Source organism: Streptacidiphilus sp. PAMC 29251, from assembly GCF_054208735.2.
In genome coordinates this window covers 9,598,059-9,621,081 of the sequence record NZ_CM135725.2, presented here as the reverse complement: position 1 = coordinate 9,621,081, position 23,023 = coordinate 9,598,059, and the positions used below count along the sequence as shown (strand labels likewise).

The 23,023-nt window shown below is 70.7% G+C and carries 21 protein-coding genes and 1 pseudogene; 10 read left to right on the top strand and 12 right to left on the bottom strand.

All coding sequences use genetic code 11. The features are described from left to right. Positions 1–25: 25 nt before the first annotated feature. Together ACXKR8_RS46000 and ACXKR8_RS45995 are read left to right on the top strand one after the other, a co-directional pair. Complete coding sequence (locus ACXKR8_RS46000; protein WP_458270493.1) at positions 26–343, top strand: DUF6296 family protein; 318 nt, start codon at positions 26–28, stop codon at positions 341–343. A gap of 48 nt (positions 344–391) precedes the next feature. Then, complete coding sequence (locus ACXKR8_RS45995; RefSeq protein ID WP_458270492.1) at positions 392–1,021, top strand: DUF899 domain-containing protein; 630 nt, start codon at positions 392–394, stop codon at positions 1,019–1,021. Positions 1,022–1,049: 28 nt separating this feature from the next. On the opposite strand, the gene ACXKR8_RS45990 is transcribed toward ACXKR8_RS45995, so the two are convergent. Next, on the bottom strand, positions 1,050–1,277 hold the full coding sequence (locus tag ACXKR8_RS45990; protein WP_458270491.1) for a hypothetical protein: 228 nt from the start codon (positions 1,275–1,277) through the stop codon (positions 1,050–1,052). 208 nt (positions 1,278–1,485) lie between these two features. On the opposite strand from ACXKR8_RS45990, the gene ACXKR8_RS45985 reads away from it, so the two are divergent. Beyond that, positions 1,486–2,238, top strand: coding sequence for an SDR family NAD(P)-dependent oxidoreductase (locus ACXKR8_RS45985; protein WP_458270490.1), 753 nt, complete (start codon positions 1,486–1,488; stop codon positions 2,236–2,238). 83 nt (positions 2,239–2,321) lie between these two features. On the opposite strand, the gene ACXKR8_RS45980 is transcribed toward ACXKR8_RS45985, so the two are convergent. The 4 genes from ACXKR8_RS45980 to ACXKR8_RS45965 all read right to left on the bottom strand — a co-directional run bounded on the left by ACXKR8_RS45980 (position 2,322) and on the right by ACXKR8_RS45965 (position 6,490). Then, entirely contained in the window at positions 2,322–2,534 is a 213-nt protein-coding gene (locus ACXKR8_RS45980; RefSeq protein ID WP_462100129.1) for a discoidin domain-containing protein, read from the bottom strand. Beyond that, positions 2,482–5,046 (bottom strand): discoidin domain-containing protein, encoded by a 2,565-nt coding sequence (locus ACXKR8_RS45975; RefSeq protein WP_462100128.1) that lies wholly within the window; start codon positions 5,044–5,046, stop codon positions 2,482–2,484. The genes ACXKR8_RS45980 and ACXKR8_RS45975 overlap by 53 nt, the downstream gene beginning before the upstream one ends. A 350-nt stretch (positions 5,047–5,396) precedes the next feature. After that, positions 5,397–6,017, bottom strand: coding sequence for a hypothetical protein (locus tag ACXKR8_RS45970; protein WP_458270488.1), 621 nt, complete (start codon positions 6,015–6,017; stop codon positions 5,397–5,399). A 14-nt stretch (positions 6,018–6,031) separates the two neighbouring features. Then, positions 6,032–6,490: a VOC family protein gene (locus tag ACXKR8_RS45965; RefSeq protein WP_458270487.1), complete on the bottom strand. Its 459-nt coding sequence runs from the start codon at positions 6,488–6,490 to the stop codon at positions 6,032–6,034. Between the two features lie 150 nt (positions 6,491–6,640). Here ACXKR8_RS45965 and ACXKR8_RS45960 point away from each other — a divergent pair, with 150 nt between their 5' ends. Beyond that, complete coding sequence (locus ACXKR8_RS45960; protein ID WP_458270486.1) at positions 6,641–9,022, top strand: FUSC family protein; 2,382 nt, start codon at positions 6,641–6,643, stop codon at positions 9,020–9,022. Positions 9,023–9,099: 77 nt separating this feature from the next. Continuing rightward, positions 9,100–9,912: a nucleotidyltransferase domain-containing protein gene (locus tag ACXKR8_RS45955; RefSeq protein WP_458270485.1), complete on the top strand. Its 813-nt coding sequence runs from the start codon at positions 9,100–9,102 to the stop codon at positions 9,910–9,912. A 38-nt stretch (positions 9,913–9,950) separates the two neighbouring features. Here the strand turns inward: ACXKR8_RS45955 and ACXKR8_RS45950 are convergent, their stop codons facing one another. Then, positions 9,951–11,591: an MDR family MFS transporter gene (locus ACXKR8_RS45950; RefSeq protein ID WP_458270484.1), complete on the bottom strand. Its 1,641-nt coding sequence runs from the start codon at positions 11,589–11,591 to the stop codon at positions 9,951–9,953. Between the two features lie 122 nt (positions 11,592–11,713). Between ACXKR8_RS45950 and ACXKR8_RS45945 the strand changes: the two genes are divergently transcribed. Next, positions 11,714–12,460, top strand: a complete 747-nt coding sequence (locus ACXKR8_RS45945) for a TetR/AcrR family transcriptional regulator (RefSeq protein WP_458270483.1) — start codon at positions 11,714–11,716, stop codon at positions 12,458–12,460. Positions 12,461–12,485: 25 nt separating this feature from the next. Next, the gene (locus ACXKR8_RS45940) at positions 12,486–13,658 is read left to right on the top strand and encodes an FAD-dependent oxidoreductase (RefSeq protein ID WP_458270482.1); all 1,173 of its coding nucleotides are present in this window, start codon (positions 12,486–12,488) and stop codon (positions 13,656–13,658) included. Positions 13,659–13,671: 13 nt separating this feature from the next. Here ACXKR8_RS45940 and ACXKR8_RS45935 read toward each other — a convergent pair whose 3' ends face one another. The 3 genes from ACXKR8_RS45935 to ACXKR8_RS45925 form a co-directional block, all read right to left on the bottom strand. Beyond that, positions 13,672–15,162: a carotenoid oxygenase family protein gene (locus tag ACXKR8_RS45935; RefSeq protein ID WP_458270481.1), complete on the bottom strand. Its 1,491-nt coding sequence runs from the start codon at positions 15,160–15,162 to the stop codon at positions 13,672–13,674. 152 nt (positions 15,163–15,314) lie between these two features. Next, on the bottom strand, positions 15,315–15,818 hold the full coding sequence (locus tag ACXKR8_RS45930; RefSeq protein WP_458270480.1) for a hypothetical protein: 504 nt from the start codon (positions 15,816–15,818) through the stop codon (positions 15,315–15,317). After that, a complete protein-coding gene (locus tag ACXKR8_RS45925; RefSeq protein WP_458270479.1) occupies positions 15,811–16,428 on the bottom strand; it encodes a TetR/AcrR family transcriptional regulator C-terminal domain-containing protein in 618 nt (205 codons plus the stop codon). Before ACXKR8_RS45925 ends, ACXKR8_RS45930 begins: the two co-directional genes overlap by 8 nt. A 159-nt stretch (positions 16,429–16,587) precedes the next feature. Here ACXKR8_RS45925 and ACXKR8_RS45920 point away from each other — a divergent pair, with 159 nt between their 5' ends. Both ACXKR8_RS45920 and ACXKR8_RS45915 read left to right on the top strand, forming a co-directional pair. After that, positions 16,588–18,033, top strand: a complete 1,446-nt coding sequence (locus ACXKR8_RS45920; RefSeq protein ID WP_458270478.1) for an APC family permease — start codon at positions 16,588–16,590, stop codon at positions 18,031–18,033. Next, positions 18,020–19,645: an amidohydrolase gene (locus tag ACXKR8_RS45915; protein ID WP_458270477.1), complete on the top strand. Its 1,626-nt coding sequence runs from the start codon at positions 18,020–18,022 to the stop codon at positions 19,643–19,645. Before ACXKR8_RS45920 ends, ACXKR8_RS45915 begins: the two co-directional genes overlap by 14 nt. A 16-nt stretch (positions 19,646–19,661) precedes the next feature. On the opposite strand, the gene ACXKR8_RS45910 is transcribed toward ACXKR8_RS45915, so the two are convergent. The 3 genes and pseudogenes from ACXKR8_RS45910 to ACXKR8_RS45900 all read right to left on the bottom strand — a co-directional run. Then, the gene (locus tag ACXKR8_RS45910) at positions 19,662–20,066 is read right to left on the bottom strand and encodes a hypothetical protein (protein ID WP_462100127.1); all 405 of its coding nucleotides are present in this window, start codon (positions 20,064–20,066) and stop codon (positions 19,662–19,664) included. A gap of 103 nt (positions 20,067–20,169) precedes the next feature. After that, the gene (locus tag ACXKR8_RS45905; RefSeq protein ID WP_458275249.1) at positions 20,170–21,012 is read right to left on the bottom strand and encodes a chitosanase; all 843 of its coding nucleotides are present in this window, start codon (positions 21,010–21,012) and stop codon (positions 20,170–20,172) included. A gap of 300 nt (positions 21,013–21,312) precedes the next feature. Then, a pseudogene (locus ACXKR8_RS45900) lies at positions 21,313–21,933 on the bottom strand (right-handed parallel beta-helix repeat-containing protein); the annotation flags it as partial. Between the two features lie 485 nt (positions 21,934–22,418). Here ACXKR8_RS45900 and ACXKR8_RS45895 point away from each other — a divergent pair. Further along, positions 22,419–22,937, top strand: a complete 519-nt coding sequence (locus tag ACXKR8_RS45895; RefSeq protein WP_458270475.1) for a hypothetical protein — start codon at positions 22,419–22,421, stop codon at positions 22,935–22,937. Positions 22,938–23,023: the final 86 nt, after the last annotated feature.

Here is a 23,023-nt window from a genome sequence, read left to right as displayed (position 1 = left end):
AGACTTCAGCACAAGGACGGTGCGCATGGCCAGTGACGTGGAGACGGCGTTCGAGTTGAAATTCGCGGCGGGGCTGCGAGGTGCGGTGTCCGCCAAGCCCGAAACGGTGGTCCTGCGCCGCCTGGACATGCTGGGCCCGGGCGGCCACCCGATCTACAGCGACATCAGCGGGATCGTGCGCGCCGAGATCAGCGACCGCTTCGAGGTCCGCATGCTGGCCACCAGCTCACGGCAGGTCCTGCGACGACCGGTCTCCTGCCGCCCGGTCGCCCTCCGCCAAGCGGCGGCGGCATCAGCGGCGGCATCGGCAACGACGGAAGCCGGCACCGACTCGCTGCGCTGAGGCCCCCGCGCAGGCCGATTGTCAGTGTTCGGGGAGACAATCAGGGGCATGGAAAAGCCTCAGATCGTTTCAGCCGAGGAATGGCAGCTGGCCCGCGACGAGCTGCTCGTCGCCGAGAAGGAAGCCACCCGCGCCCAGGACGCCCTCGCCGCGCGGCGCCGCCGTCTGCCGATGGTCGCGTTCCCGGGCCCGTATGCGTTCGACACGTCCGCCGGCCCCAAATCCCTGGTCGAGCTGTTCGACGGCCGGGGGCAGCTGGTCGTCTATCAATTCATGGACAACGGTCCGGAGCACTACTGTCCCGGCTGCACCGGCTTCACGGCCAACCTCCCCGAGGGCGGGCTCACCGGGCTGGCCGACCACGGCGTCAGCTGGGTGAACGTCTCGAACATGCCGCTCGCCCAGATCGAGGGCTACAAGAAGCAGAAGGGCTGGACGCTGCCCTTCGTGTCCTCCCGCGGCACCTCGTTCGCGGACGACTGCGGCGCCGGCGGCGGGTTCATGCTGAGCGTGTTCCTGCGTGACGGCGAGGACGTCTACCGGACCTACAGCACCACCTCCCGAGGGGTGGACCGGCTGGTCTTCAGCAACAGCGTCGCCGACCTGACCCCGTACGGCCGCCAGGAGGACTGGGAGGACTCTCCTCCCGGCTGGCCGCAGCACCCGACCTACGGGTAGGAGATGTCAGCGGGGGCGGCAGCCGGGGTCAGCCCTCCAGCTCCGCTCCCCCCAGCCGCAGCGCGAGTTCCGTCAGCCTGGTGTAGGACTCCGCCATCCGCATCAACGACTCCGCCTCCGCCCGCCGCTCCTCGCTGACCGAACCGCCCGCGGGCGGTGTCAGCAGCTTGCGCGCCTCGGCGGCCGCCTCCATGGCCTGCTCCCAGTGCGCCCGTGCCGAAATCCGGTACTCCTCTTCCGCTGATCCGTCGCTCATGGCCACCCCCTTCCCCAATCAGGCACTTCCAGGACCAGGTAACCACAGCAGCTCGCGCCGCCGTCCCTCGGGACATGCTCTCCGACCGCGTCCGGAGGGCTACTTGGCGTGACCGCCGCCGCATGCTTTCCTGAAACCAGCGGCATCCGCTGCTTCGCTGTCCGCGCTGAGACCGAACCGGCCGAGTGTACGGAAAGCAGGTTTCTGCATGCCCATCGACGAGTTACACGGACGCACAGCCCTGGTCACCGGCGGCACCCGGGGCATCGGCAGAGCAACGGCACGGCGACTGGCGGCAGCCGGCGCCACCGTTCTCCTGACCGGCCGGGACGAGCAGGCCGCGGCTGACGCGGCCAAGAGCCTCACCGCCGAATTCGGCACCCATGCTGTCGGCCTGGCCCTCGACATGGCCGACCCCGGGTCGATCGAGGCCCTGATGACCCGGATCGCCGAGGAGCACCCCGACCTCGACATCCTGGTGGCTAACGCCGGCATCATCGGGACCGGCTTCATCGGCTCGATCCCACCCGCGGACGTGCGCCAGGTGGTCGAGGTGAACGTGCTGGGGACCTTCGCGGTCCTGCAAGGGGCGGCGCGGCTGATGACCCCGCGCCGTACCGGGTCGATCGTGCTGCTGACCTCGCTGGTCGCGACCCACGGTGTCCCCGGCATGGCCGCCTACGCCGCGGCCAAGGGCGCCATCGCGGCGATCACTCTGAGCGCGGCCGAGGAGCTGAGCCCGCAGGGCATCCGGGTCAATGCCGTCGCCCCGGGCACGATCGAGACCGAGATGCTTGCGCCCTATCCCCGCGAGGCCCTGGACGCCACGATCGCACGTACCCCGCTGGGACGGTTGGGCACCCCCGAGGACGTGGCCTCGGCGATCCTCTTCCTGGTCGGTGACGGCGCGTCATTCATCACCGGGCACATCCTGGCCGTGGACGGCGGACTGCTGCCGTAGCGACGCCATGGGGACGCCGTAGGGACGGGGACCGCGGCATCGGATGCACGGTCCCCGCCCCTGCTTTCACTGCTCAACTCAACTCAGCTGCCGAAGGCCTGGAGCTCCCAGAGCGAGTAGCCGTACTGGGTGGCGCGCGCGGTGCCGTTCATCCGCAGATAGCGCCCACTGCCGGAGACATTCAGCGTCTGCACGCCCCCGGTCCCGGTAGTGGTGGAATAGATCGACGTCCAGTTCGTCCCATCATTCGATGTCTGAATCTGGAACGCCGTGGCGTATGCCGTCTCCCAGTTCAAACACCACCTTGCAGATCGACTGCACCGACCCCAGATCCACCTGCAACCACTGCGGATCCGAAAAGGCACTCGACCAACGCGTCCCCGCATTGCCATCCACCGCATCCGCCGCCGGAGTACCCACGTTCTCCTGCGAGGACGCGGTCGCCGTCTTGTTCAGCGCCAGGTTGGTCGTGCCACAGCCACTGCCCGCGCTCACCACCCAGCTGAAGGTGGCAGAGCCGACCGCTCCCGTCCCATCGGTGGCCGTGACCGTCACATTCGACGTCCCCGCCGCAGTCGGCGTACCCGAGATCAACCCCGACGAAGAGCTGATCGACAACCCGGCCGGCAGACCCGACGCCGCATACGTCAACGTCTGACCTGACGCCGAATCACTCGCATGCAGCTGCAGACTCGCCGCCGCACCCACCGTCGAACTCTGCGCACCAGGCGCAGTGACCGTGACGGTATTGCCACTGGGGGCAGTGCCCGCGAAGGCCTGGAGTTCCCAGAGCGAGTAGCCGTACTGGGTGGCGCGCGCGGTGCCGTTCATCCGCAGATAGCGCCCACTGCCCGAGACATTGAGCGTCTGGGTGCCGCCGGTGCCGGTAGTGGTGGAATAGATCGACGTCCAGTTCGTCCCATCATTTGACGTCTGGATCTGAAACGCCGTCGCATACGCCGTCTCCCAGTTCAACACCACCTTGCAGATCGACTGCACCGACCCCAGATCCACCTGCAACCACTGCGGATCCGAGAACGCACTCGACCAACGCGTCCCCGCATTGCCATCCACCGCATCCGCCGCCGGAGTACCGACGTTCTCCTGCGACGAGGCCGTCGCCGTCTTGTTCAGCGCGACATTGGTCGTCCCGCAACCGCCGCCGCCCCCGGCACTCACCACCCAGCTGAAGGTGACCGAACCGACCGCCCCCGTCCCATCGGTGGCCGTCACCGTCACATTCGACGTCCCCGCCGCCGTCGGCGTACCCGAGATCAACCCCGACGAGGAATTGATCGACAACCCGGCCGGCAGACCCGACGCCGCATACGTCAGAGTCTGACCTGACGCCGAATCACTCGCATGCAGCTGCAGACTCGCCGCCGCACCCACCGTCGAACTCTGCGCACCAGGACCGGTCACCGTGACGGTATTGCCGCCGCCGTTGCCGCTGGGCAGGGTCCACTGCTGCTGGGCGGAATCGGTGCAGGTCTCGATGTCGAGCCGGGAGGCGGTGTTGCCGCCGGGGTCGGTGAGGCACAGGCCGGAGCTGGGGTTGACCAGCTCACCGTTGGCCAGGTGGCTCCAGCCCTGGGCGGCGGTGGCGTTGCAGGGGTACCAGTCGACATTGGTGCCGCTGGTCGTCCCGGCGCTCACCACGTCCAGGCAGCCGCCCTGGACCCGGAAGGTGCCGTCGGAGTACGGCGAGAACTGCTGGCCCGCGCCGCCGTTGCAGGCGCTGACCCCGATCGGGTTGCCCTCCGTGTTCAGCGCGTTCTGGTTGGCGAGGCACAGTCCGCCGATGCCCTTGACCGCCCCGGTCGCGGTGGCGGTCCCGGTCGGGGTGGAGTTGCCGCCCTGCTCATACACGGCCACATAGCCCACGCTCATGGACCCGCCCGAGGTGGTGGCGGCGGTCGGGGTCGGCGAGCCGTAGACGCCGTCCGGGTAGTTGCCGCCCATCGCCAGGTCCCAGATGATGAAGAAGCCGTGGTCGATGGCCTGCTGCCAGGCCGTGGTGCCGACCGAGGCCTCGGTGATGGTGCTCTCCACCGTGCCGTCCATCAGGAACTGCAGGGTCTCCGCACTGGTGTTGGTCCGGTCCACGATCACCGAGTAGGTGTGGTAGCCGGTCTGGCAGCCGGAACCGGCACCCGGGCAGGGGATCAGCGCGTGGCCCGGGCTGTTCGCCGCGTCGTGCAGGGTCTGCGAGGACTCATTGAGGCCGTTGACGTCCTCCATCATGTCGATCTCGCCGGAGGTGGGCCAGCCGCCGCCGGTCCGCATCGGGGCGCCGAGGGCCCAGAAGGCCGGCCAGTACCCGAGACCGTTGGCGGGGTTCGGCTGCTGGATCGAGGCGGTCATCTCCAGCTTGCCGCCGGCCGGGGCCTGGAAGTCGTCCCGGGTGCTCTCGATCCGCCCGGAGGTCCAGGTGCCACCGTTGTTGATCGCCTTCAGCACCAGGTGGCCGCTGCCGTCCAGGTAGACGTTGTTGGTCGAGTTGGTGGTCTGCTCGCTCTCACCGGTTCCGTAACCGGTGCCCAGGTCGTAGAACCAGTTCGCCGCGGACGGTGCCGAGCCGGCCGCCCCGGCGAAGTCGTCGCCGAACACGGTGGTCCAACCCGCCGGTGCGGGCGGCACGGTGTCGGCCAGTGCCGCGGGGGCGGCGACCAGGGTCGCCGCCATGGTGCCGGTGAGGCAGCCGGCCAGCAGCGCCAGCGTGGCCAGGAGCGAGCGGCCCCTCAGCGACGCCGATCGCACGCTGACCGCGCCACGTGCCCTGATCAGCCCGGACGCGAGGACATGCACGACTTTCCCGACCCGGTGGCGAGGTTCCCCTCGGCGGTCGGCTCCCCAGCCGCTACCTGGTGTGACGAACACGTTGCCTTCCCCTCAGCGCAGAGCGCGCGTTCTCGGTTCCGCCCGCGGGCATGCCGCCGCCGCAGCAAGGTGGTGCCGCAACATGGGTGCCCAGAGGGCCGGTTGGCGTCTTCGTGCGAAAGAGAGCGCTCTCTAGCCAGCTGATTTCTACGGCGGCCCCGGATACATGTCAAGGTTTTGCACACGACTGAGCCTCGCCTGCGGCCCGTCTGAGCCCCGCCTGCGGCCTGCCTGAGCCCCGCCTGCGGCCCGGAGCAGCCCGGAACGGCAGGCGGCGGTCAGCGGGCGGAGTCGTCGATCTGAACGGAGTAGCCGGCCCGCAGCACGGCAAGCGTCGAGGGCGGCGTGATCGCGTCGACCACCCCCCGCGCGGGCCGGCCCCGGCGGGCGCCGTACCCCTGCTCGGTCCACTCGACCAATGCCCCGCCGAGGACCAGCGCTGACGCACCGTCGAGCCGTACGAACGCACCGTCAGGAAGCTCCGCCCACGGCACGGAGTGCAGTCGGCGACGGCTGGTGCCGCGAAGCATCCGCTCCCCGTGCAGCTCACGGTTCATGGTCCGGGCCGACGGCGGCTCCACGGAGAGGCCCGTGGCCCAGGCTGTCCGGAAAGCGTTGTAGTCGCCGCGTCGGCACTCCGCGCACGGGCGGTGCCCGGCGGCCAGGGAGACGGCCTCGTCGTGGAAGTACAGATGGGTGTAGTGCCCCGGCTGCCACTGCTCGCGCCATCGGCCCTGGAAGCTCAGCACACAGGTGATCCAGAGATCGCTCGCATGGTTGCGCACGATCCGCCCGCCCGAGTGCAGGATTCCCCGATTGCCGGTGTAGGCGCCCCTGAGCGGAATGGCGACGATGTCGCCCATCGGCGTCACCCGATTGCGAGCCGGGCTCGAACTCATGGCCTCACCCTCCGTCAACTTCCGTCCGCGACCGCAGCCGGGACCGCAGCCGTGCCGACGCAGAATTCATTGCCCTCCGGGTCGGCCATCACCACGTGGTGCCGGTCGGACTCCTCCAGCACGGTTCCGCCTGCTGCCACCAGCCGCTCGCACTCCGCCTTGATGCGCGCCCAGCGCTCATCGGGACCACCGTGCCCCGATACCCGGATATCGATATGCAGCCGGTTCTTCGCCGACTTCGGCTCGGGGACCTTGAGAATGCAGAGCCGAGGGCCGATTCCGTCGGGATCGCACAGCCAAGCCCCGTCGTCCTCGGATTCGTCCTCCGGCAGATCGAACTGCCCCAGCCATTCCGCGCGGGTTTTGAAGGGAGCGGGGGGAGGCTCATCGACATAGCCCAGCGCCGTCTTCCAAAAAGCAGCGAGGAGCTGCGCATCTGTGCAGTCAAGGGTCAGATCGATTCCAGCTGCCATGCCAGGGACCCTACCGCGCAGCTCGGACAGTCCATGGGCTGCGGAAAGCCCCAGGACCAGGTGTCGTCCCAGGGCACCGCCCCGACCGTGCCCGATACTGGGCGCATCGAACGCCCCGACCTGCCACACCACCGACCAGGGGGACCGCCCGTGAACGTCCTGCAGCTGCTGCGCACGCGCGATCCGGGGCTGACGGCTCTGCGACGGTCCTGCCGCGCCGCGATCGTCGCGCCCGGGCTCTTCGCCCTCGCCGAGGAGGTCATCGGCAACCCGACGATAGCGGTCTTCGCGGCCTTCGGTTCGATCTCGCTGCTGCTCTTCGTCGACTTCGGCGGCCCGCTGCGCGAACGCCTGGTCGCCCAGGGCGCGCTGGTGGCCACCGGGGCAGTGCTGGTCTCCCTGGGGACGTTGGCTTCGCGTTCGATCTGGTCGGCCGCCGTGGTGACGTCCCTGGTCGCCTTCGGCGTGCTGTTCTCCGGCATCGTCAGCTCGGTGCTCGCCGGCTCCTCGACCGCCCTGCTGGCGAGCTTCACGCTGGCGGTGACACTGCCGGGGCCGGTCGGTTCGATCCCGGACCGGCTCGGCGGCTACCTGCTGGCCGGGGCGACGTCCATGATCGCGATCACCGTGCTGTGGCCGGCCCCGGCCCGGGAGCCGCTGCGGGCGGCAACCGCGCGGTGCTGCGCCCTGCTCGCGCGGCGGCTGCGCGCCGAGGTCGACTGCGTACGGGCGGACTTCGCGCCGGACCGGCGGTCGGCCCAGGACGGGCTGACGGCCGAGGCGACCGCCGCCGTGACCGCGCTGCGTACCTCCTTCTTCAGCACCCCCTACCGGCCGACCGGCCTGAGCACCGCGGCCCGCACCCTGGTCCGGCTGGTCGACGAGGTGGTGTGGCTGCAGGAGATCCTGGAGCGGATGCCGATCAGCGGTCCCGCCACGCCGTCCGACGCCGTCGTCTGCGGGGTCAAGCTCGCCGCGGCGGACCTGCTGGAGCACAGCGCCGACCAACTGGATCCGGCCACCGGCGAACTCGACGGCCCCGGGCTCGACGGGCTCCGACTGGACCTCAAGCGGCTCCAGGACGCCCGCACGGCCATGGAGCGCACGGTGACCTCGGTAGCTCCCAACCCCCTTGCGAAAAACGACAGTTCACCGCAACCGCAACCGCAACCGCAACCGCAACAACAGCAACCGGGCGTCGCCGAGCTGATCAGCTCCCTCGAACCCGGCTTCCGCGCCCAGGAGATGAGCTTCGCCATCTCCGCGATCGCGCTGAACATCGAACGCGGCGCCGCCGCCGCCCGGCGCCCGTGGTGGCAGCGTGCGCTCGGCCGGCAGCCCGCCGGTGTGGCCTCCCCGCTGGCCTCGGCCCAGGAGCGGGCCGGGGCCCATGTCGAACCGCACTCGGTCTGGCTGCACAACAGCCTCCGCGGCGCGGTCGCCCTCGGCCTGGCCGTCCTCGTCGCCGAACTGGCCGACGTCCAGCACTCGTTCTGGGTGGTCTTCGGCACCATGGCGGTGCTCCGCTCCAACGCCCTGCTGACCGGCCAGAACGCGCTACGGGCGCTGCTGGGCACAGTGGTCGGCATCGTCGTCGGCGGTGCGCTGATCTTCGCGCTGGGCTCGGACACCACCGTGTTCTGGTTCCTGCTGCCGCTCTCCATCGTGTTCGCCGGACTCGCCCCGGCCGCCATCTCCTTCGCCGCGGGCCAGGCGGGCTTCACCGCCACCCTGCTCATCCTGTTCACCATCATCGATCCGGCCGGTTGGACGATCGGCCTGGTGCGGATCGAGGACATCGCGATCGGCGTGGGCGTGAGCGTCGGGGTGGGCGCACTGTTCTGGCCCCGTGGTGCCGGGGCCGCGCTGGGGCAGGCGACGGCCGAGGCGATCGCGGAGAGCGCCCGCTATCTGCGTCGTGCCATCGAGTACGGGGTGACCCGCTGCGACGCGCTGGTGCCGACCGCCCCGACCCCGGAGGACGAGCGCCGGAACGCCGCGGCGGCGGCCCGCCGGCTGGACGACGCCTTCCGCGGTTTCCTCGCCGAACGCGGCACCAAGCAACTGCCGTTGGCGGACGTGACGGTGCTGATGACCACGGTCGCCGTGCTGCGGCTGACCGCCGACGCCATCCTCGACCTGTGGGAGCGGGACGACCACCCGCCGGCCGGTGACCGCACCGCCGCCCGGGAGGAGATCCTCGCCGCAGGCAGCCAGTTGTGCGGCTGGTACCAGCAGGCGGCGCGGGCCCTGGGCGGCTACGGCGAGGTCCCCGATCCGCTGCCGCACGACAGCACGGCCGACGGCCGGCTGATCGACGCGGTGCACCGGGATCTGACCGGCGACGACGGGCAGGGCACCGGCACCGCGATCAGGATAATCTGGACCGCGGACCACCTCGACGTGGCCCAGCGGCTGCAGGCGTCGATGGTGGGCCCGGCCCGGGCCGCCGCCGCGCTGCAGAACCGGATGAACACGCTGACCGGCCGCGCCGTCCTGCACCGGCATCCGCCCCACACCACCAGCACCTGACGCGACGTCACCTCGAAGCAGCTGACAACACCGCGGGGGCACTGGCCCGACGCACGGTCGGCTGCCAGACTCGCTCCATGCAGATGATCATCGAGGGCATGGCCAACCGCCTGGTCGAGGTGCCGGGCGTGGTCGGAGTGCTGCTCGGCGGCAGCCGGGCGCGCGGTGAGCACCGGCCGGAATCGGACTGGGATCTCGGCGTCTACTACCGCGGCGGGCTCGATCTCGCCGCGTTGCGTACGCTGGCCGGCCCCGAGGTGGAGGTGGCCGGCCCGGGCGGCTGGGGCCCCTGGGTCAACGGTGGCGCGTGGCTGAAAGTCGACGGCGTGGCGGTGGACTGGATCCTGCGGGATCTGGACCGGGTCGAGCGGGTGTGGGCGGACTGCCGCGAGGGCCGGTACGAGGTGGGCATGCAGCCCGGGCACCCGCTCGGCTTCTGGTCGCCCTGCTACCCGGGCGAGGTGGCGCTCGGTCAGGTACTGGCCGACCCCGGGGGTGAACTGACGGACCTTCAGCAGCAGGCGTCGGCCTACCCCGCGCAGTTGCGCGAGGCGCTGACAGCGGGAGCATGGGAGGCGGAGTTCCTGGTCAACGCCGCTGCCAAGGGCGCGGCCCGGGCGGACACGCTCCATGTCTCGCTCTGCCTGTCCCGCGCCGTCGGCGTGCTGGTGCAGGCGCTGTTCGCCCAGGACCGGCGCTGGTGCCTCAATGAGAAGGGCGCGCTGGCCGTCGCCGAGACCCTGCCGGCCGCGCCGACCGGCTTCGGCCCACGCGTCCGCCGCCTGCTGGGGGCGTCCGGCGGGACAGTCGACCTGCTGACGGCGACGGTGGCCGAGGCGCGGGCGCTGGTCGAGGAGACCCGCGCCGCACTGAAGGGCCACGCCGAATAGCCGTACAGGCCGCCCGCGCCGGGCCGGGGATCCCCGGCCTAACGGTCGCCGCCCGGGGCAACGGAGGCGGTGGCGGGGGCGGCAGCCGGGGCCTCCGTCGGCGCCTGCGCCTGGGCCTGCGTCGAGGCCTGCGTCGGGGCCGCAGCACCGCCCGGCTTCCCGCGCAGCGGAATCTCCTTGATGAACCACGCCGCCACGAACGCCACCGCACACAGCGCCGCCGCCCACAGGAAGATGCTGTGGATGCCGGCCGCGACGGAGTGCAGGTAGGCGTCCTTGACCGCGGCCGGCAGCCTGCCGAGCGCCGCCGGGTCCAACTGGGCTCCGGCCCCTGCCCCCTGGGCGTGGCCGGCCGCACCGGCCGCGATCTGACGGTTGAACAGGGCGCCGAACAGGGCCACCCCGAAGGAGCCGCCGAGCGTACGGAACAGAGTGGAGGCACCGGAGGCGGCGCCCATGTCCTTCAGCTCGACGCTGTTCTGCGCGATCAGGACGACCATCTGCATCAGGAAGCCCATGCCTGCTCCCAGCAGGGCCATGTAGAGGCCCGCGGTCAGCCGGCCGGTGGAGGTGTCCATGGTCGACAGCAGCACGCAGCCCGCGGTGAGGAACGCCGCGCCCAGGATCGGGAACACCTTGTAGCGGCCGGTCTTGGACATCACCCGGCCCACGATCTGCGAGACGATCACGATCGGAATCATCATCGGCAGCAGCAACAGCCCGGAGTTGGACGCCGAGGCGCCCTGGACGGTCTGCTGGAACAGCGGCAGGAAGCTGACCGCGCCGAACATCGCCACCCCGACCACCAGGGCGAGGAAGGAGGCGAGGTTCATGTTGCGGCTGCGGAACAGGCTCAGCGGCAGAATCGGTTCGGCCGCACGGGTCTGCGACCACAGGAACGCCGCCAGGCCCAGCACGGCGACCGCGATCGCGGTCAGCACCTGTGCGGATCCCCAGCCGTAGGTGGTGCCGCCCCAGGTGGTGACCAGGACGGCGGAGATGATGGTCAGCGTGAGCAGCACCGCGCCGAGGTAGTCGATGCTCGCGTCGGGGCGCTTCTTCGACAGGTGCAGCGTCAGCTGGCACCAGACCAGGGCGACCAGGCCCAGCGGCAGGTTGATGTAGAAGGCCCAGCGCCAGCCGGCGTGGTCGGTGATGAACCCGCCGAGCAGCGGGCCGCCGATGGTGGCCAGGGCCATCACCGTGGCCATCATTCCCTGGTACCGGCCGCGCTCGCGCGGCGGCACCAGCTCACCGATGATCGCGAAGGCGCCGACCGCGAGACCGCCGGCGCCGATGCCCTGCAGGGCGCGGAAGGCGATCAGCTGGTCCATGCCCTGCGCGGCGCCGGAGAGCCCGGAGCCGAGCAGGAAGATCACTATCGAGGTCAGGAAGACGCTCTTGCGTCCGTAGATGTCGCCGAGCTTGCCCCAGATGGGGGTGGAGGCGGCGGTGGCCAGGGTGTAGGCGGTGACCACCCAGGAGAGGTGGTTCAGGCCGCCGAGCTCGCCGACGATGGTCGGCATCGCGGTGCCGACGATCATGTTGTCGAGCATGCCCAGCAGCATCGCGAGCATAACGCCCAACAGAATCCAGCGCACATGGGGCGCGGCGGCGGGGCTTGGAGGTGCTTGGGTGTCGGGCTTGCCGGGTGCGGCCCCGGGTGCGGTGGTGGTCATGGTGATCAGCTCCTTGGTGAATGGCGCTCCGGATTTCTCCCTTCCAAGCTAACGAACATGTTCGTCACGAACAAGTTCGCGGCGAACTTGTTCGCGACGATCGGGTTCGTTACTGTGGAGGCATGACAGCACACGCCAAGGAACCCCGGAGCCGCCGCGAGCGGCCCGCGAAACCGGCGCTGACCCGCGGCGGGATAGTCGCCACCGCGGTCGACCTGATGGCCGCCGAGGGGCTCGAACGGGTCACCATGCGCCGCCTGGCGCAGGAGCTCGACACCGGCCCGGCCTCGCTCTACGTCTACGTCCGCAACACCGCCGAACTGCACGCGGCGATCCTCGACGAGCTGCTCGGATCGGTCGACCTGACCCCCGCGCGGGCCGCCGGGTCCGGAACCGCTGAGGCCGCCGAGGGCGACTGGCGCGAGCGGCTCACACGCATCCTGACCTCCTACATCAAGGTGCTGTTCGAGCACCCCGCGCTGGCCGGGTCGGCGCTGGTGGCCCGGCCCGTCGGCGCGCACTACCTCGACCTGGTGGAGGCGCTGCTGGCGCTGCTGAGCGAGGGCGGCCTACCGCCCGCCCGGGCCGCCTGGGCGGTGGACCTGCTGCTGCTGTTCGCCACCTCGACCGCGGCCGAGCAGTCCACCCGGAGCCAGTCCATCGACGCCCAGGACGAGTGGGACGCCCTCACCGCGACCCTGCGGAACACCTCCGAGACCCGCCACCCCCACATCGCCGCCCTCAGCGGCGAACTGCTCAGCGGCACCGGCCAGGCCCGCCTGGCCTGGGGCTTCCAGGCCCTGATCAGCGGCATCCTGGCCGCCCCCGAGCCCGACACCGGCCCGCCTGGAACCCCTCAGCGGAGCTGACCCACCACTCTTTCAGGAGCACCCCATGACCACGCACCACCCCGTGACCATCGTCGGCGCCGGCCTCGGCGGCCTCACCCTCGCCCGCGTCCTGCACGTCCACGGCATCGAGTCCGTCCTCTACGACCTCGACGCCTCCCCCACCGCCCGGGCCCAGGGCGGGATGCTGGACATCCACGAGGACTCCGGCCAGGTCGCCCTGCGCGCCGCCGAGCTCTACGACGAGTTCCGCAAGCTGGTGCTCCCCGGCGGCGAGGCCATGCGCGTCCTCGACCAGCACGCCACGGTGCGGATGGCGGAGGAGGACGAGGGCGACGGCACCCGTCCCGAGGTGGAGCGCGGCCAGCTGCGCGACCTGCTGCTCGGCTCGCTGCCCGAGGGCAGCGTGCGCTGGGGCGCCAAGGTCACCGCCGCCCGCCCGCTGGACGGCGGCCGGCACGAGGTCACCCTCGCCGACGGCACGACGTTCAGCACCGACCTGCTGATCGGCGCGGACGGGGCCTGGTCCCGGATCCGGCCGCTGGTGTCCAGCGCCACCCCCGTCTACACCGGCCTGTCCTTCGTCGACTTCGACCTGCTGGACGCCGACACCCGCCACCCCGCGGCCGCGGCCGTCGTCGGCGGCGGGATGCTCTTCGCCCTGGGCCATGGCAAGGGCTTCCTGGCCCACCGCGAGATCGACGGAAGCCTGCACATCTACGCCGCGCTCAAGACCCCCGAGAGCTGGATCACCGGCGTGGACTTCAACGACGACAGCGCGGCCAAGGCGGCCGTACTGGAGCACTTCACCGACTGGCACCAGAGCCTGCGCGACCTGGTCACCGAGGCCGACAGCCCGCTGATCCCGCGGATGATCCACGCCCTGCCGGTCGGGCACCGCTGGGAGCGCGTGCCCGGCGTCACCCTGCTCGGCGACGCCGCGCACGTGATGTCCCCGTTCGCCGGCGAGGGCGCCAACCTGGCCATGCTGGACGGCGCCGAACTCGGTCTCGCCCTGGCCGCCCACCCCGGCGACGCCGAGGCCGCCCTCGCCGCCTACGAGGACGCCCTGTTCCCGCGCAGCGAGGCGTCGGCGGCCGAGTCCGCCGAGAACCTGGTGCTCTGCTTCGCCGACGACGCCCCGCAGGGCCTGCTCGACCAGTTCGCCGCCTTCGCCGAACTGAGGGACAGCGACAGCAACCACGGCCCGACCGGCTGAGCCCACTGCTACGTCATGCGTCGCGCCAGCCGGGCAGCGACGCCCCGGGCGCCCAGGTGCAATGGCTGCCGCTGGAGATCCGCTCCGGCAGCCGCACCCGGGCGACCGGCCCGTCGGTGAGCCTGGCCGCGTCGAACACCAGGCACTCCGAGCGGTCGGTGTTCATGTCGGTGGTCAGCGTCACCAGATAGCCGTCGTCCTCCCCCGCGGTCCCACCGGTTCGCGGCGCCATCGCCGTCTCGCTCCCGTAGACGCCCTCCCCCAGCGCGTACCGCTCCTCGTTCCCGGTGAGCAGGTCGTGCTTGACGATGCCGTCGAACAGGAACCAGCCGGGCTTCTGGGTGGCCGCGTAGGCGTAGCGGTAGGGGCGTCCGCCGTGGCCGGGGTTGATCATCCCGAACTCGGTGCAGCGGTCGCTCAGGTCCTCCTCCTTGACCTGACCGGTGGTCAGGTTCAGCCGCCACCGGTGCAGTCGGGCCTGCAGCCGCTCCAGCGCCAGGAACCGGAACATCCGCTGGTGGATTCCCGCGCCCAGCGGATCGGGCGGCTCGGGGCAGCCCTGGAAGAAGCCGTCGAGCACGATCTCCTCGCCGTCCTCGTAGGCGTTGGTGAAGTGCAGGACAAAGGTCGGGTCGGCCTCGAACCAGCGGATCTCGCTCGGGCCCCCGCGCCGGGGCATCACCCCGAACCGGCTGGGCAGCTCCGGGTGGAACCGGGAGGCGTAGCGGCCCCGGGCGATCAGCTCCGGATCCCAGAACAGCGGGAAGTCGTTGAAGATCGCGTAGTTCTCGGTCCAGGCCATGTCGTGCGGCAGCCGCGGCCCGGGCAGCGGCACGTCCGTGGTGTGGACCAGCCGGTCCTGCGCGTCGACCACCCCGTAGCGGAGGTAGGGGGCCTCGGTGCTGTAGCTGAAGAACATCAGCTCACCGGTGTGCTCGTCGACCTTGGTGTGCGCGGAGACACCCCAGTCGGACGGGAAGCGTCCGTGCCAGCTCGCCTTGCCGAGCGGCTCCAGGCTGAGCGGTCCGAGCCGGTAGAGGTCGCCGCACTGCCAGAAGCTGCTCAGGGCGACGCCGTTGTGCACGGCGATGTCGGTGCTGGACGCGTCCTTCATCCTGGTCCGCGCGCCCCACCCGTCCTGGCGGCGGGACAGCGCCGGCGGATCGGCGATCCCGGCCCAGAGCGCCCGCCCCGCCTGCTGCTCGGCGGCGAAGCCGTCGGTACGCACAAAGCGGTTGCGGTAGAACGCCCTGCCGTCCCTGAAGCCGACCACATGCACCATGCCGTCCCCGTCGAAGGGGTGGTAGAGCCGAACCGCCGGGTGCACCGGATTCTCGGTGTTGCGCAGATAGACGCCGTCCAGGTCAGCCGGGATCTCCCCGACCACCTCCAGATCGTCCGCCCGCCACTCGGTGACCTGCGGCCGCCAGGGCCCGGTGCGGTACGGATGGTCGTCATCCCCGGGCAACGTCGACAACGCCCGCCCCACGATCTCCAGATCCACCGCGCGCCTCCAGTCACCCCGCGGACGTACTGCCCCCTCCACGAGCCTACAACCGCTACTCCGATGACGGCCCGTCAGCCGGAGCGAAGAGGTAGCGGTCCATCATCAGCGCAGCGTCAGCGAGGATCTCGGGATCGCCCTCGGCACGCGCCCTACCTCGGCCATCGAACCCGTCCCGGCCTCGCTCGCTGCGCCAGACGGCGCGCCTCGGCGGTGACGTCGCCGTCGACCTGGGCGGGTGTTCTGTCGCCGTACTCGAGGGTGTCGTACTCGTCGTCGAGTTCGGCGAGCCGTTCAGCCAGAGGAAGCCGATGGCCGAAGTGCTGATGAGCCCGGGCGGCCAGCTCCCGTGGCGTCAGCTCGCCCGCCAGCAGTCGGCCGGCCAGCGCTCGCACGACGGCCTCTTCGCCGGCGCGACTCCCGGGCGGGTAGTAGCTGAGACCGAGTTCCTCGAGGGCCGCCGGCAGGATCTCGGGGACGTCGTAGTCAGCCTCGGCGCGGGTACGTGACGCCAGGATCCCCAAGGTGGGGCTGTCGAGCCCGGCGACGAGGGCGTCGCACGCGGCGCTGACGACCTCGTGTGCCTGCGCCGCGCCGATACTCCAGAGCGCGGCGCGGTCCTGCAGGGCGTCGGCTGCTGCGGTCCGCTCACTCATGAGGCTTCAGCAGGTCGGCGAAGCCGTTGATCAACACAGTCATGCCGAAGTCGAAGGCGCGGTCGGCGCGGCTGGTGCCGGTCGGCTGGGCGGCGAGGGCGGCGGCCAGGCGGGGGGCCTCGGTGCCGGGCGGGATCGCCCACATCACCTCGGGTGCGGCCAGGTCGAGCGCCGCGCCGAGGATGAAGTTCTCGAACGCGGTGAGCGCGGTCATGATGACCTCCGCCGGGAACCCGGCCTGCTCCATCAGCGTGACGAACTGCTCGTAGGACGCCAGCACCTCCGGCGCGCGCACCGTTGCGCCGGTCAGCAGCGGCACGACATGCGGGTGCGCGGCGAACGCGGCCCGGTAGGAGTGGGCGTAGGCGCGCAGCGCGGGCTCCCAGGCGCGGCCTTGGAGCAGCGTGAAGTCGACCTCCGCGCCGACCCGGACCCGCAGCAGTTCCACGATGCCCGAACGGCCGTCCACGTGGTGGTAGATGGAGGCCGTCTGCACGCCCAGGCGCCGGGCCATCTCCGGCACGGTGAAGTCTCCGGTCTCGTCGACCAACTCCAGTGCGGTGTCCGCGATGCGCTCCAGATCAAGCAGTGTCTTCCGGGGCCGTGCCATCCCTGTCTCCTCCTGTTGACCTGCGCTGTGATCCGACCTGTGACCTGCGCCACTTGGCGTACGCCGCCGCTGAGGCTATATTGCCCGAAACCTAAACCTAATCGGTTTAGATTAACCCCCCCTGCCTGGTTCAACCCCCACGACCTTGGAAGGCCACCCATGGAGCCACAGCTGCGCCGCGGGACCCTCGGGACCGGTGACATCGCGTTCTTTGTCATCTCCGCGGCCGCCCCCCTGATGATCCTGGCCGGAGTCGCCCCCTACGCGATCCTGGTCGGCGGCATCGGCGCCCCTTCCGCCTATCTGATCGCCGGAATCGTGCTGACCGTGTTCGCGGTCGGGTTCACCACCATGTCCCGCTATGTCTCCAACGCCGGGGCCTTCTACGCCTACGTCACCCAGGGGCTCGGCCGTCCGGCCGGCATCGCCGCCGCCGTGTTGGCGCTGATGTCCTACAACGCGGTGCAGATCGGCATGTACGGGCTGCTGGGCGTCTCCGCCCAGAGCACGGTCAAGACCCTGCTCGGGGTGAACCTGCCCTGGCCGTTCTACGCCCTGGTCGGGGTCGCCCTGGTCTGGTTCGCCGGCTACCGCAGCATCGAGTTCGGCGCCAAGCTGCTGGCAGTGCTGATGATCGCCGAGTCCGGCATCCTGGTGCTGCTGGCCGCCGCGATCCTGGCCAAGGGCGGCGCGCACGGCCTGGACCTGCAGTCCTACGCGCCCAAGCAGGTGTTCAACGGCTCCACCAGCTCGCTGCTGGTGTTCGCCTTCGCCGCGTTCATGGGCTTCGAGTCCACCGCGATCTACCGCTCCGAGGCCCGCGACCCCAAGCGCACCATCCCCCGCGCCACCTACATCGCGGTCGCCTTCCTCGGCCTGTTCTACAGCTTCATCGCCTGGGCGATCATCCAGGGCTTCGGCTCGGCCCAGGTCCAGGCCGCCGCCGCGAAGGACCCGGCCGGGCTGGTCTTCACCGAGATGGACACCTATGTCGGCCGCTGGGCCACCGACCTGATGCACCTGCTGATCCTGAGCAGCACCCTCGCCTCGCTGCTGGCCTTCCACAACGCCATCAACCGCTACACCAAGGCGATCGCGGGCGAGGGCATGCTGCCGGCCAGGCTCGGCTCGCTGCATCCGCGGACCGGCTCGCCCTATGTGGCCGGCGGGATCCAGACCCTGCTGTCGGTGGTCGTGGTGGCCGTCTTCGCGATCGCCGGCCTGGACCCGTACCTGAACCTGCTGATCTGGGTGAACACCCCCGGCGTGATCGGCCTGGTGCTGCTGCAGGCGATGGTCGCGGTCGCGGTCCCGCTCTACTTCCGCCGCATCGACCACAGCGAGGGGCGGCTGCGTACGGTGGTCGCCCCGCTGCTGGCCGCGTTGGGCATGGCCACCGCCCTCTATCTCATGATCACCAAGATTGCGCTGCTCAGCGGTGCCTCGGACTCCGTGAACGCGGTCCTGGTCGGACTGGTCCCGGTCATGATCGCGATCGGTCTGGTGCTGGCCCTGTGGCTACGGGTCAAGCGTCCGCAGGTCTACGCCCGGCTCGGCACGGAGCCGCAGCTCGTCCAGGAGGAGAACGTCCATGTCCACAGCTGACACCGGCATCGCCGACACCGGCATCGCCGACACCATCATCGTCGGAGCCAGGATCCACACCCTCGACCCGGTTAATCCGGTCGCGGGCGGCGCGGACAGCGCGGGCAGTGTGGCGATCAAGGACGGGACGATCGTCGCGGTAGGCGACACCGCCGACTGGCGCGGCCCGTCCACCACCGTCCTCGACCTCCACGGCGCCACCCTCACAACCGGCCTGACGGACGGTCATATGCACCCGGTGATGGGCGCGACCAGCTTCAACGGCCTGGACCTGTCCGGCTGTCGCAGCGTGGCCGACCTGCGCGCCGCGCTGGCCGGCGCGGTGCGGGAGGCCGGGCCCGGCAGCTGGATCTCCGGCTTCGGGCTGGACCACAACGCCTTCCAGGGGCAGCCGATCAGCAACACCCTGATCGACGACCTGCTCGACGGCATCCCGGCCCTGCTGGTCCTCTACGACGGACACTCGGCCCTGGCCAGCACCGGCGCGCTGCACGCCGCCAAGATCGAGGGCCCGCGCGACTTCGCCTCCCGCTCCCGCATCGTCTGCGACAGCGCCGGACGTCCCACCGGCCATCTGCTGGAGGACGGCGCGATCAGCCTGGTCCGGCAGGTGATGCCGGTCGCGGACCTGGCCGAGCGCCGGGCCCAGGTGCTCGCGCTGCTGCACTCCATGGCGGCCACCGGCCTGACCGGCGGTCATGTGATGGACGCCGAGGGCGACGCACTGGAGCTGATCGCCGGCATCGAGGACCTGCCGCTGCGGCTGCGGATCGCCCCCTGGGCCATGCCCGGCAACATCGACGCACAGATCGACCACCTGCTCACCCTGCGCGGCACCGGCGGCCGGCGCTGGAGCGTGGACGCCGTGAAGTTCTTCGTCGACGGCACCGTCGAGGGCGGCACGGCCTGGCTGGACCGGGCCGACTGCCACGGCGAGAGCACCGACTCGTTCTGGCACGACCCCGCCGACTACACCCGGGCGGTGCGACGCCTGGACGCCGCCGGGATGCAGGCCGCCACCCACGCCATCGGCGACGCGGGCGTCCGCCACGCCCTGGATGCCCTGGTCGGTACCAGCGGGACGGTGCGGCACCGGATCGAGCACATCGAGACCCTCCCGTACGACCAGATCCGGCGGTTCGCCGAGCTGGACGTGGCGGCGTCCATGCAGCCCACCCACACCGCCTACACCAGGGCGGACCACAGCGACGAGTGGTCGAGCCGGGTCGGCGCCGAACGCGCCGACCGGGCCTGGTGCTGCCGGGATCTGCGGGACTCCGGGGCCACCCTGGTCCTCGGCTCCGACTGGCCGATCGCCCACTTCGACCCGCGCCAGGTGCTCGCCACCGCCCAGCTGCGGCGGCTGCCGGGCACCGACGCCGAACCGGTGCTGCCGGGCCAGGCGCTCACCGCGCTGATGGCGCTGGAGGGCATGACCAGCCACGCCGCCCACGCCACCGGGCAGGGCCACCTGGCCGGACGGATCGCCCCCGGCTACCGGGCCGACCTGACCGCCTTCGCGGTCGACCCGCTCACCGCGCCCCCGGACGAACTGGCCGAGGCCCCGATCCGCCTGACGATGGTCGACGGCACGGTCACCCACCGAGCCTGAGGCAGACCCTGCGGCCTCACCCTGGCTGAGGCCCGTTCAGCTCACGAGTCCGCCGGAACCACTCGGCCGGCGGCTCGTGGCCGACCTGGTCCAAGTAGCTCTCGGCGCCGCCCGGCGGCATAAAGGTGACCAGGCCGCGCATCAGCGCCCGGACCTGGGTGTAGGAGCCGTGGAAAGGCAGCGCCAGATCCCCACCCGCCGGCAGCAGCAGCCCCTGCCGGTAGGCCCACTGGTTGAACGGGCACTCACGAGGAGCGATCACCACATAGTTCCACCAGTCCCCGCGCAGGATCTCCGCGGTCGGATCGGCTCGGTGCGCCAGATCCAGCGCCAGCTGGTAGGCCAGCCGGAACCCCCGGTCCCAGGGCGCGGAACCGGAACCCTCGTCTCCCGCTGCGCCGACGTCGCCGATACCACTCATAGTCACCATTGGGCCTCCCCACGCCCGCCCCCGCACCTCGGGCAGACGCCGCGGCGGGGGCGGGGGCGAGGGCGGGGGCGAGACGGAACGGACCGGACCGGCTTCAGCTGGTGATCGTGTAGCTGTCGCCGTAGGTCTTCCAGGTGAGCGGGGGGTTGAGGTCGAGGTTGCCGGCCTTGAGGAAGACCCGCTGCTCGGTGTCGACCCGGCTGGTGTCGTCGTGGGCGGCCTCGGTGAGCATCGCCGCCTTGCGGGCGTCCAGGTAGGCGTTGAGGTACGTGGTCTCATTGCCGCCCTGAGCGGGGGTCTTGGCCTTCTTCATCGCAGTCTTGCGGATCCCGCCGAAGCTGGTCGGGTCATCGCCCGGACCGTGCATCACGATCGCGTCGTAGTAGATGAACTGCCCCAGCGCCCGCAACCCGTCCGCCTTGGCCTGCTGGACGGCCGGGTTGAAGTACACCCGGTCGCGCTCGTTGTTCTGCGCGGTCTGGAACACCGTGTCCTTGGCCGCGGTCTTCCAGTCCGCCACAAAGGCGTTGCCGAGTCCGGCGTGCGAGTCCGTGTTGTTGACCTTCTTCAGCGCCGGCAGGTACTTCGCCAGGACATTGCCCGGCTCGGTCGCGGTGTACGCCTGCACCAGCTCCAGCATGTCACCGGTCCCCGAACAGAACCCGATGATCCCCGCGGTGTACCCGCGCCCGTCACCGATGTCCTCGATGTACTTGTACTGCGCCTTCCAGTCCAACGAGGAGTTCTCCGCACTGGAGACAAGCTCCATCGCGATCTCCTTCTTGCGCGGGTCGGTCAGGCCTGCCGCGCTGCCGCCCGGGGCAGCGCCGGACGTCGTGGGCTTGGGCTTGGCACTCGCTGTGGCCGTCGGCTTCGCGGAGGCAGGGGCCGAGGCCGAGGCCGAGGAGGGAGCCGCCGTGGCCGGGCCGCCCGACACCTTGGTGGTGGCGATATTGGTCAGGCCCTTGCCGCCGGTGGAGGTGTTGGAGCCGGCCACGATGTTCTTGACGCCGCACTTGCTGTTGTCGGTGACGTTGATGCCGTAGCCGGGGGCGCTGCCCAGGGTGAAGGTGTTGCCGGCGAAGGTGTTGCCGCAGCCGTACGCCGCGTAGACGTTGTGGACCTGGAAGCCGTCGGTGTAGGGGTGGCTGACGGTGTTTCCGCTGACGGTGTAGCCGTCGCCCTTGACGTCGATGGTGGAGTCCCCGGAGTTCTGGTTCTTCTCACCGGTGCCGTCGAAGGTGTTGCCGCTGACAGTGCCGCCCTTGGTGCCCTCCTTGATGTCCAGCCCCTCGGCCGCGACATTGGGGCCGATCCTGTTGTTCAGGACCTGGACGTAGTCCGAGGCGTCCACGCCGGTGGGTCCGGCGTACTGGCTCCAGTTGCTGTTGGCGGAGCCGACGTAGACGCCCTCGCCGTAGTCGGGAGCGCTGGTGCCGGTGTCGTGGACGCTGGAGTTCCGGATGATCCCGTAGGCGCTGCCGGAGCGGAAGTGCACGCCCTCGTAGCCGATGTCGTGCACCGACAGGGTGTCGATGGTGACATGGCTGGAGGCGTCCAGCACCACGCCCTTGGTGGAGTGGTCGACGGTGAAGCCGGTCAGGTGCCAGTACGGCGCGCCCTTGAGCCACAGCCCGTAGCCGTTGCCGCCCGAGGAGGTCAGCACCGCGCCCGCCGCACCGGTCAGCGTGATCGGCGCCGAGGACGTGCCCGGAGTGGTGATCTTGAACTGGCCGGAGTAGGTCCCGTTCGCCAGCTTGATCGTCCCGCCCGGCTTGACCGCGGCCAACGCCGCCGTCAGCTGCGCCGAGGTGGCGACGTTGGTCGTCGTCGCCCGGTTGGACGTGGTCGAGGCCATCGCCTGGATGCCGGTGAAGACCAGGGCGCCGGCCGCGACGGTCGCGGCTCCGGCCATCACCGCGGGATGCTTGACCTTGCGACGCCGCAGGCCGTGTGCTGCACGAGGGGCCATGAGGGGGTTGTCTCCTGTGAGGGTCGCCGAGAGCTTGAGGGTTATCGAGCGCGTGAGGGTCGCCGAGATAGGGCATCTAGGAAAGCTTCCTAACTTGCTCGGCGATCCTGGCCCGGCCCTGAGGCTCCGTCAAGCCACCCGCGCCCCGCGGCCATCACCCTCCCCAGGTGCCCCACCTGCGGTTCCGTCCATCAGGACGGCGGGATTCCATATCGGAACATACGGTGGTTTTTAGACGAGCTTAATGCTGACCAGCTCCTCGAAAATATGCCAAACGCCTATGCAGACCCCCGTCATGGGTGCACACTGGCTCCCCCGCTGCGCACACCCCTCAGGGCCACGGGTCGCACCGGGTGAACCAGGGGATGGCAATGGCGACTTCCAGCATCAGGGAACTGATCGAGTTCCTGTCCACCAGTCAGCGCGAGGGCCTGCTGACGCAGTGGGCCGTCCAGTGCGCCGAGGCGCTGCAGGTGGACGGGGTAGCGGTCACCCTCCTCGGTGGACCGGGCCGGACCACGCCGCTCTCCCCCTTCCCGCTGCTGGCGAGCAACGCGCTCGCGGCCCGACTGGAGGACCTGCAGTACCAGCTGCGCGAGGGTCCCGGCGTCGAGGCCATCCACCACCACGAGGCCTGCCTGGAGCCCGATCTGGCCGCGGCCCGGCGGCGCTGGCCGACCTTCGCCCCGGCCGCGCTCCAGGACCGGGCCCGGGCTCTCTTCGCCATGCCGCTGCCGCTGAAGGGCACGCACACCGCCGCGCTCACCTGTCACCGCCTCCGCCCCGGGGGCATCGGACGGCAGGCGTTCGTCGACATCGCCGCGCTGCTGCCCGCCCTGTCCGCGCTCGCAGACACCACCGACCTGCGCCTCCCGTCCCAGGTCAGCTGAGGTTTCTCCCTCGGCAGCCACGCGGAGGCCGAGCGGAAGCCGAGCGGAAGCCGAGCGCCCCTGAACGCCGCTGAACGCCGCCTTGG

Excerpts from the sequence above, each read along its gene's own strand:
- ACXKR8_RS45925 (WP_458270479.1), bottom strand. The coding sequence starts at position 16,428 with ATGGCACGGCCCCGGAAGACACTGCTTGATCTGGAGCGCATCGCGGAC.
- ACXKR8_RS45910 (WP_462100127.1), bottom strand. The coding sequence starts at position 20,066 with ATGAGTGGTATCGGCGACGTCGGCGCAGCGGGAGACGAGGGTTCCGGT.
- ACXKR8_RS45965 (WP_458270487.1), bottom strand. The coding sequence starts at position 6,490 with ATGGCAGCTGGAATCGATCTGACCCTTGACTGCACAGATGCGCAGCTC.
- ACXKR8_RS45990 (WP_458270491.1), bottom strand. The coding sequence starts at position 1,277 with ATGAGCGACGGATCAGCGGAAGAGGAGTACCGGATTTCGGCACGGGCG.
- ACXKR8_RS45915 (WP_458270477.1), top strand. The coding sequence starts at position 18,020 with ATGTCCACAGCTGACACCGGCATCGCCGACACCGGCATCGCCGACACC.
- ACXKR8_RS46000 (WP_458270493.1), top strand. The coding sequence starts at position 26 with ATGGCCAGTGACGTGGAGACGGCGTTCGAGTTGAAATTCGCGGCGGGG.
- ACXKR8_RS45995 (WP_458270492.1), top strand. The coding sequence starts at position 392 with ATGGAAAAGCCTCAGATCGTTTCAGCCGAGGAATGGCAGCTGGCCCGC.
- ACXKR8_RS45930 (WP_458270480.1), bottom strand. The coding sequence starts at position 15,818 with ATGAGTGAGCGGACCGCAGCAGCCGACGCCCTGCAGGACCGCGCCGCG.
- ACXKR8_RS45985 (WP_458270490.1), top strand. The coding sequence starts at position 1,486 with ATGCCCATCGACGAGTTACACGGACGCACAGCCCTGGTCACCGGCGGC.
- ACXKR8_RS45895 (WP_458270475.1), top strand. The coding sequence starts at position 22,419 with ATGGCGACTTCCAGCATCAGGGAACTGATCGAGTTCCTGTCCACCAGT.
- ACXKR8_RS45945 (WP_458270483.1), top strand. The coding sequence starts at position 11,714 with ATGACAGCACACGCCAAGGAACCCCGGAGCCGCCGCGAGCGGCCCGCG.
- ACXKR8_RS45920 (WP_458270478.1), top strand. The coding sequence starts at position 16,588 with ATGGAGCCACAGCTGCGCCGCGGGACCCTCGGGACCGGTGACATCGCG.
- ACXKR8_RS45970 (WP_458270488.1), bottom strand. The coding sequence starts at position 6,017 with ATGAGTTCGAGCCCGGCTCGCAATCGGGTGACGCCGATGGGCGACATC.
- ACXKR8_RS45955 (WP_458270485.1), top strand. The coding sequence starts at position 9,100 with ATGCAGATGATCATCGAGGGCATGGCCAACCGCCTGGTCGAGGTGCCG.
- ACXKR8_RS45940 (WP_458270482.1), top strand. The coding sequence starts at position 12,486 with ATGACCACGCACCACCCCGTGACCATCGTCGGCGCCGGCCTCGGCGGC.
- ACXKR8_RS45950 (WP_458270484.1), bottom strand. The coding sequence starts at position 11,591 with ATGACCACCACCGCACCCGGGGCCGCACCCGGCAAGCCCGACACCCAA.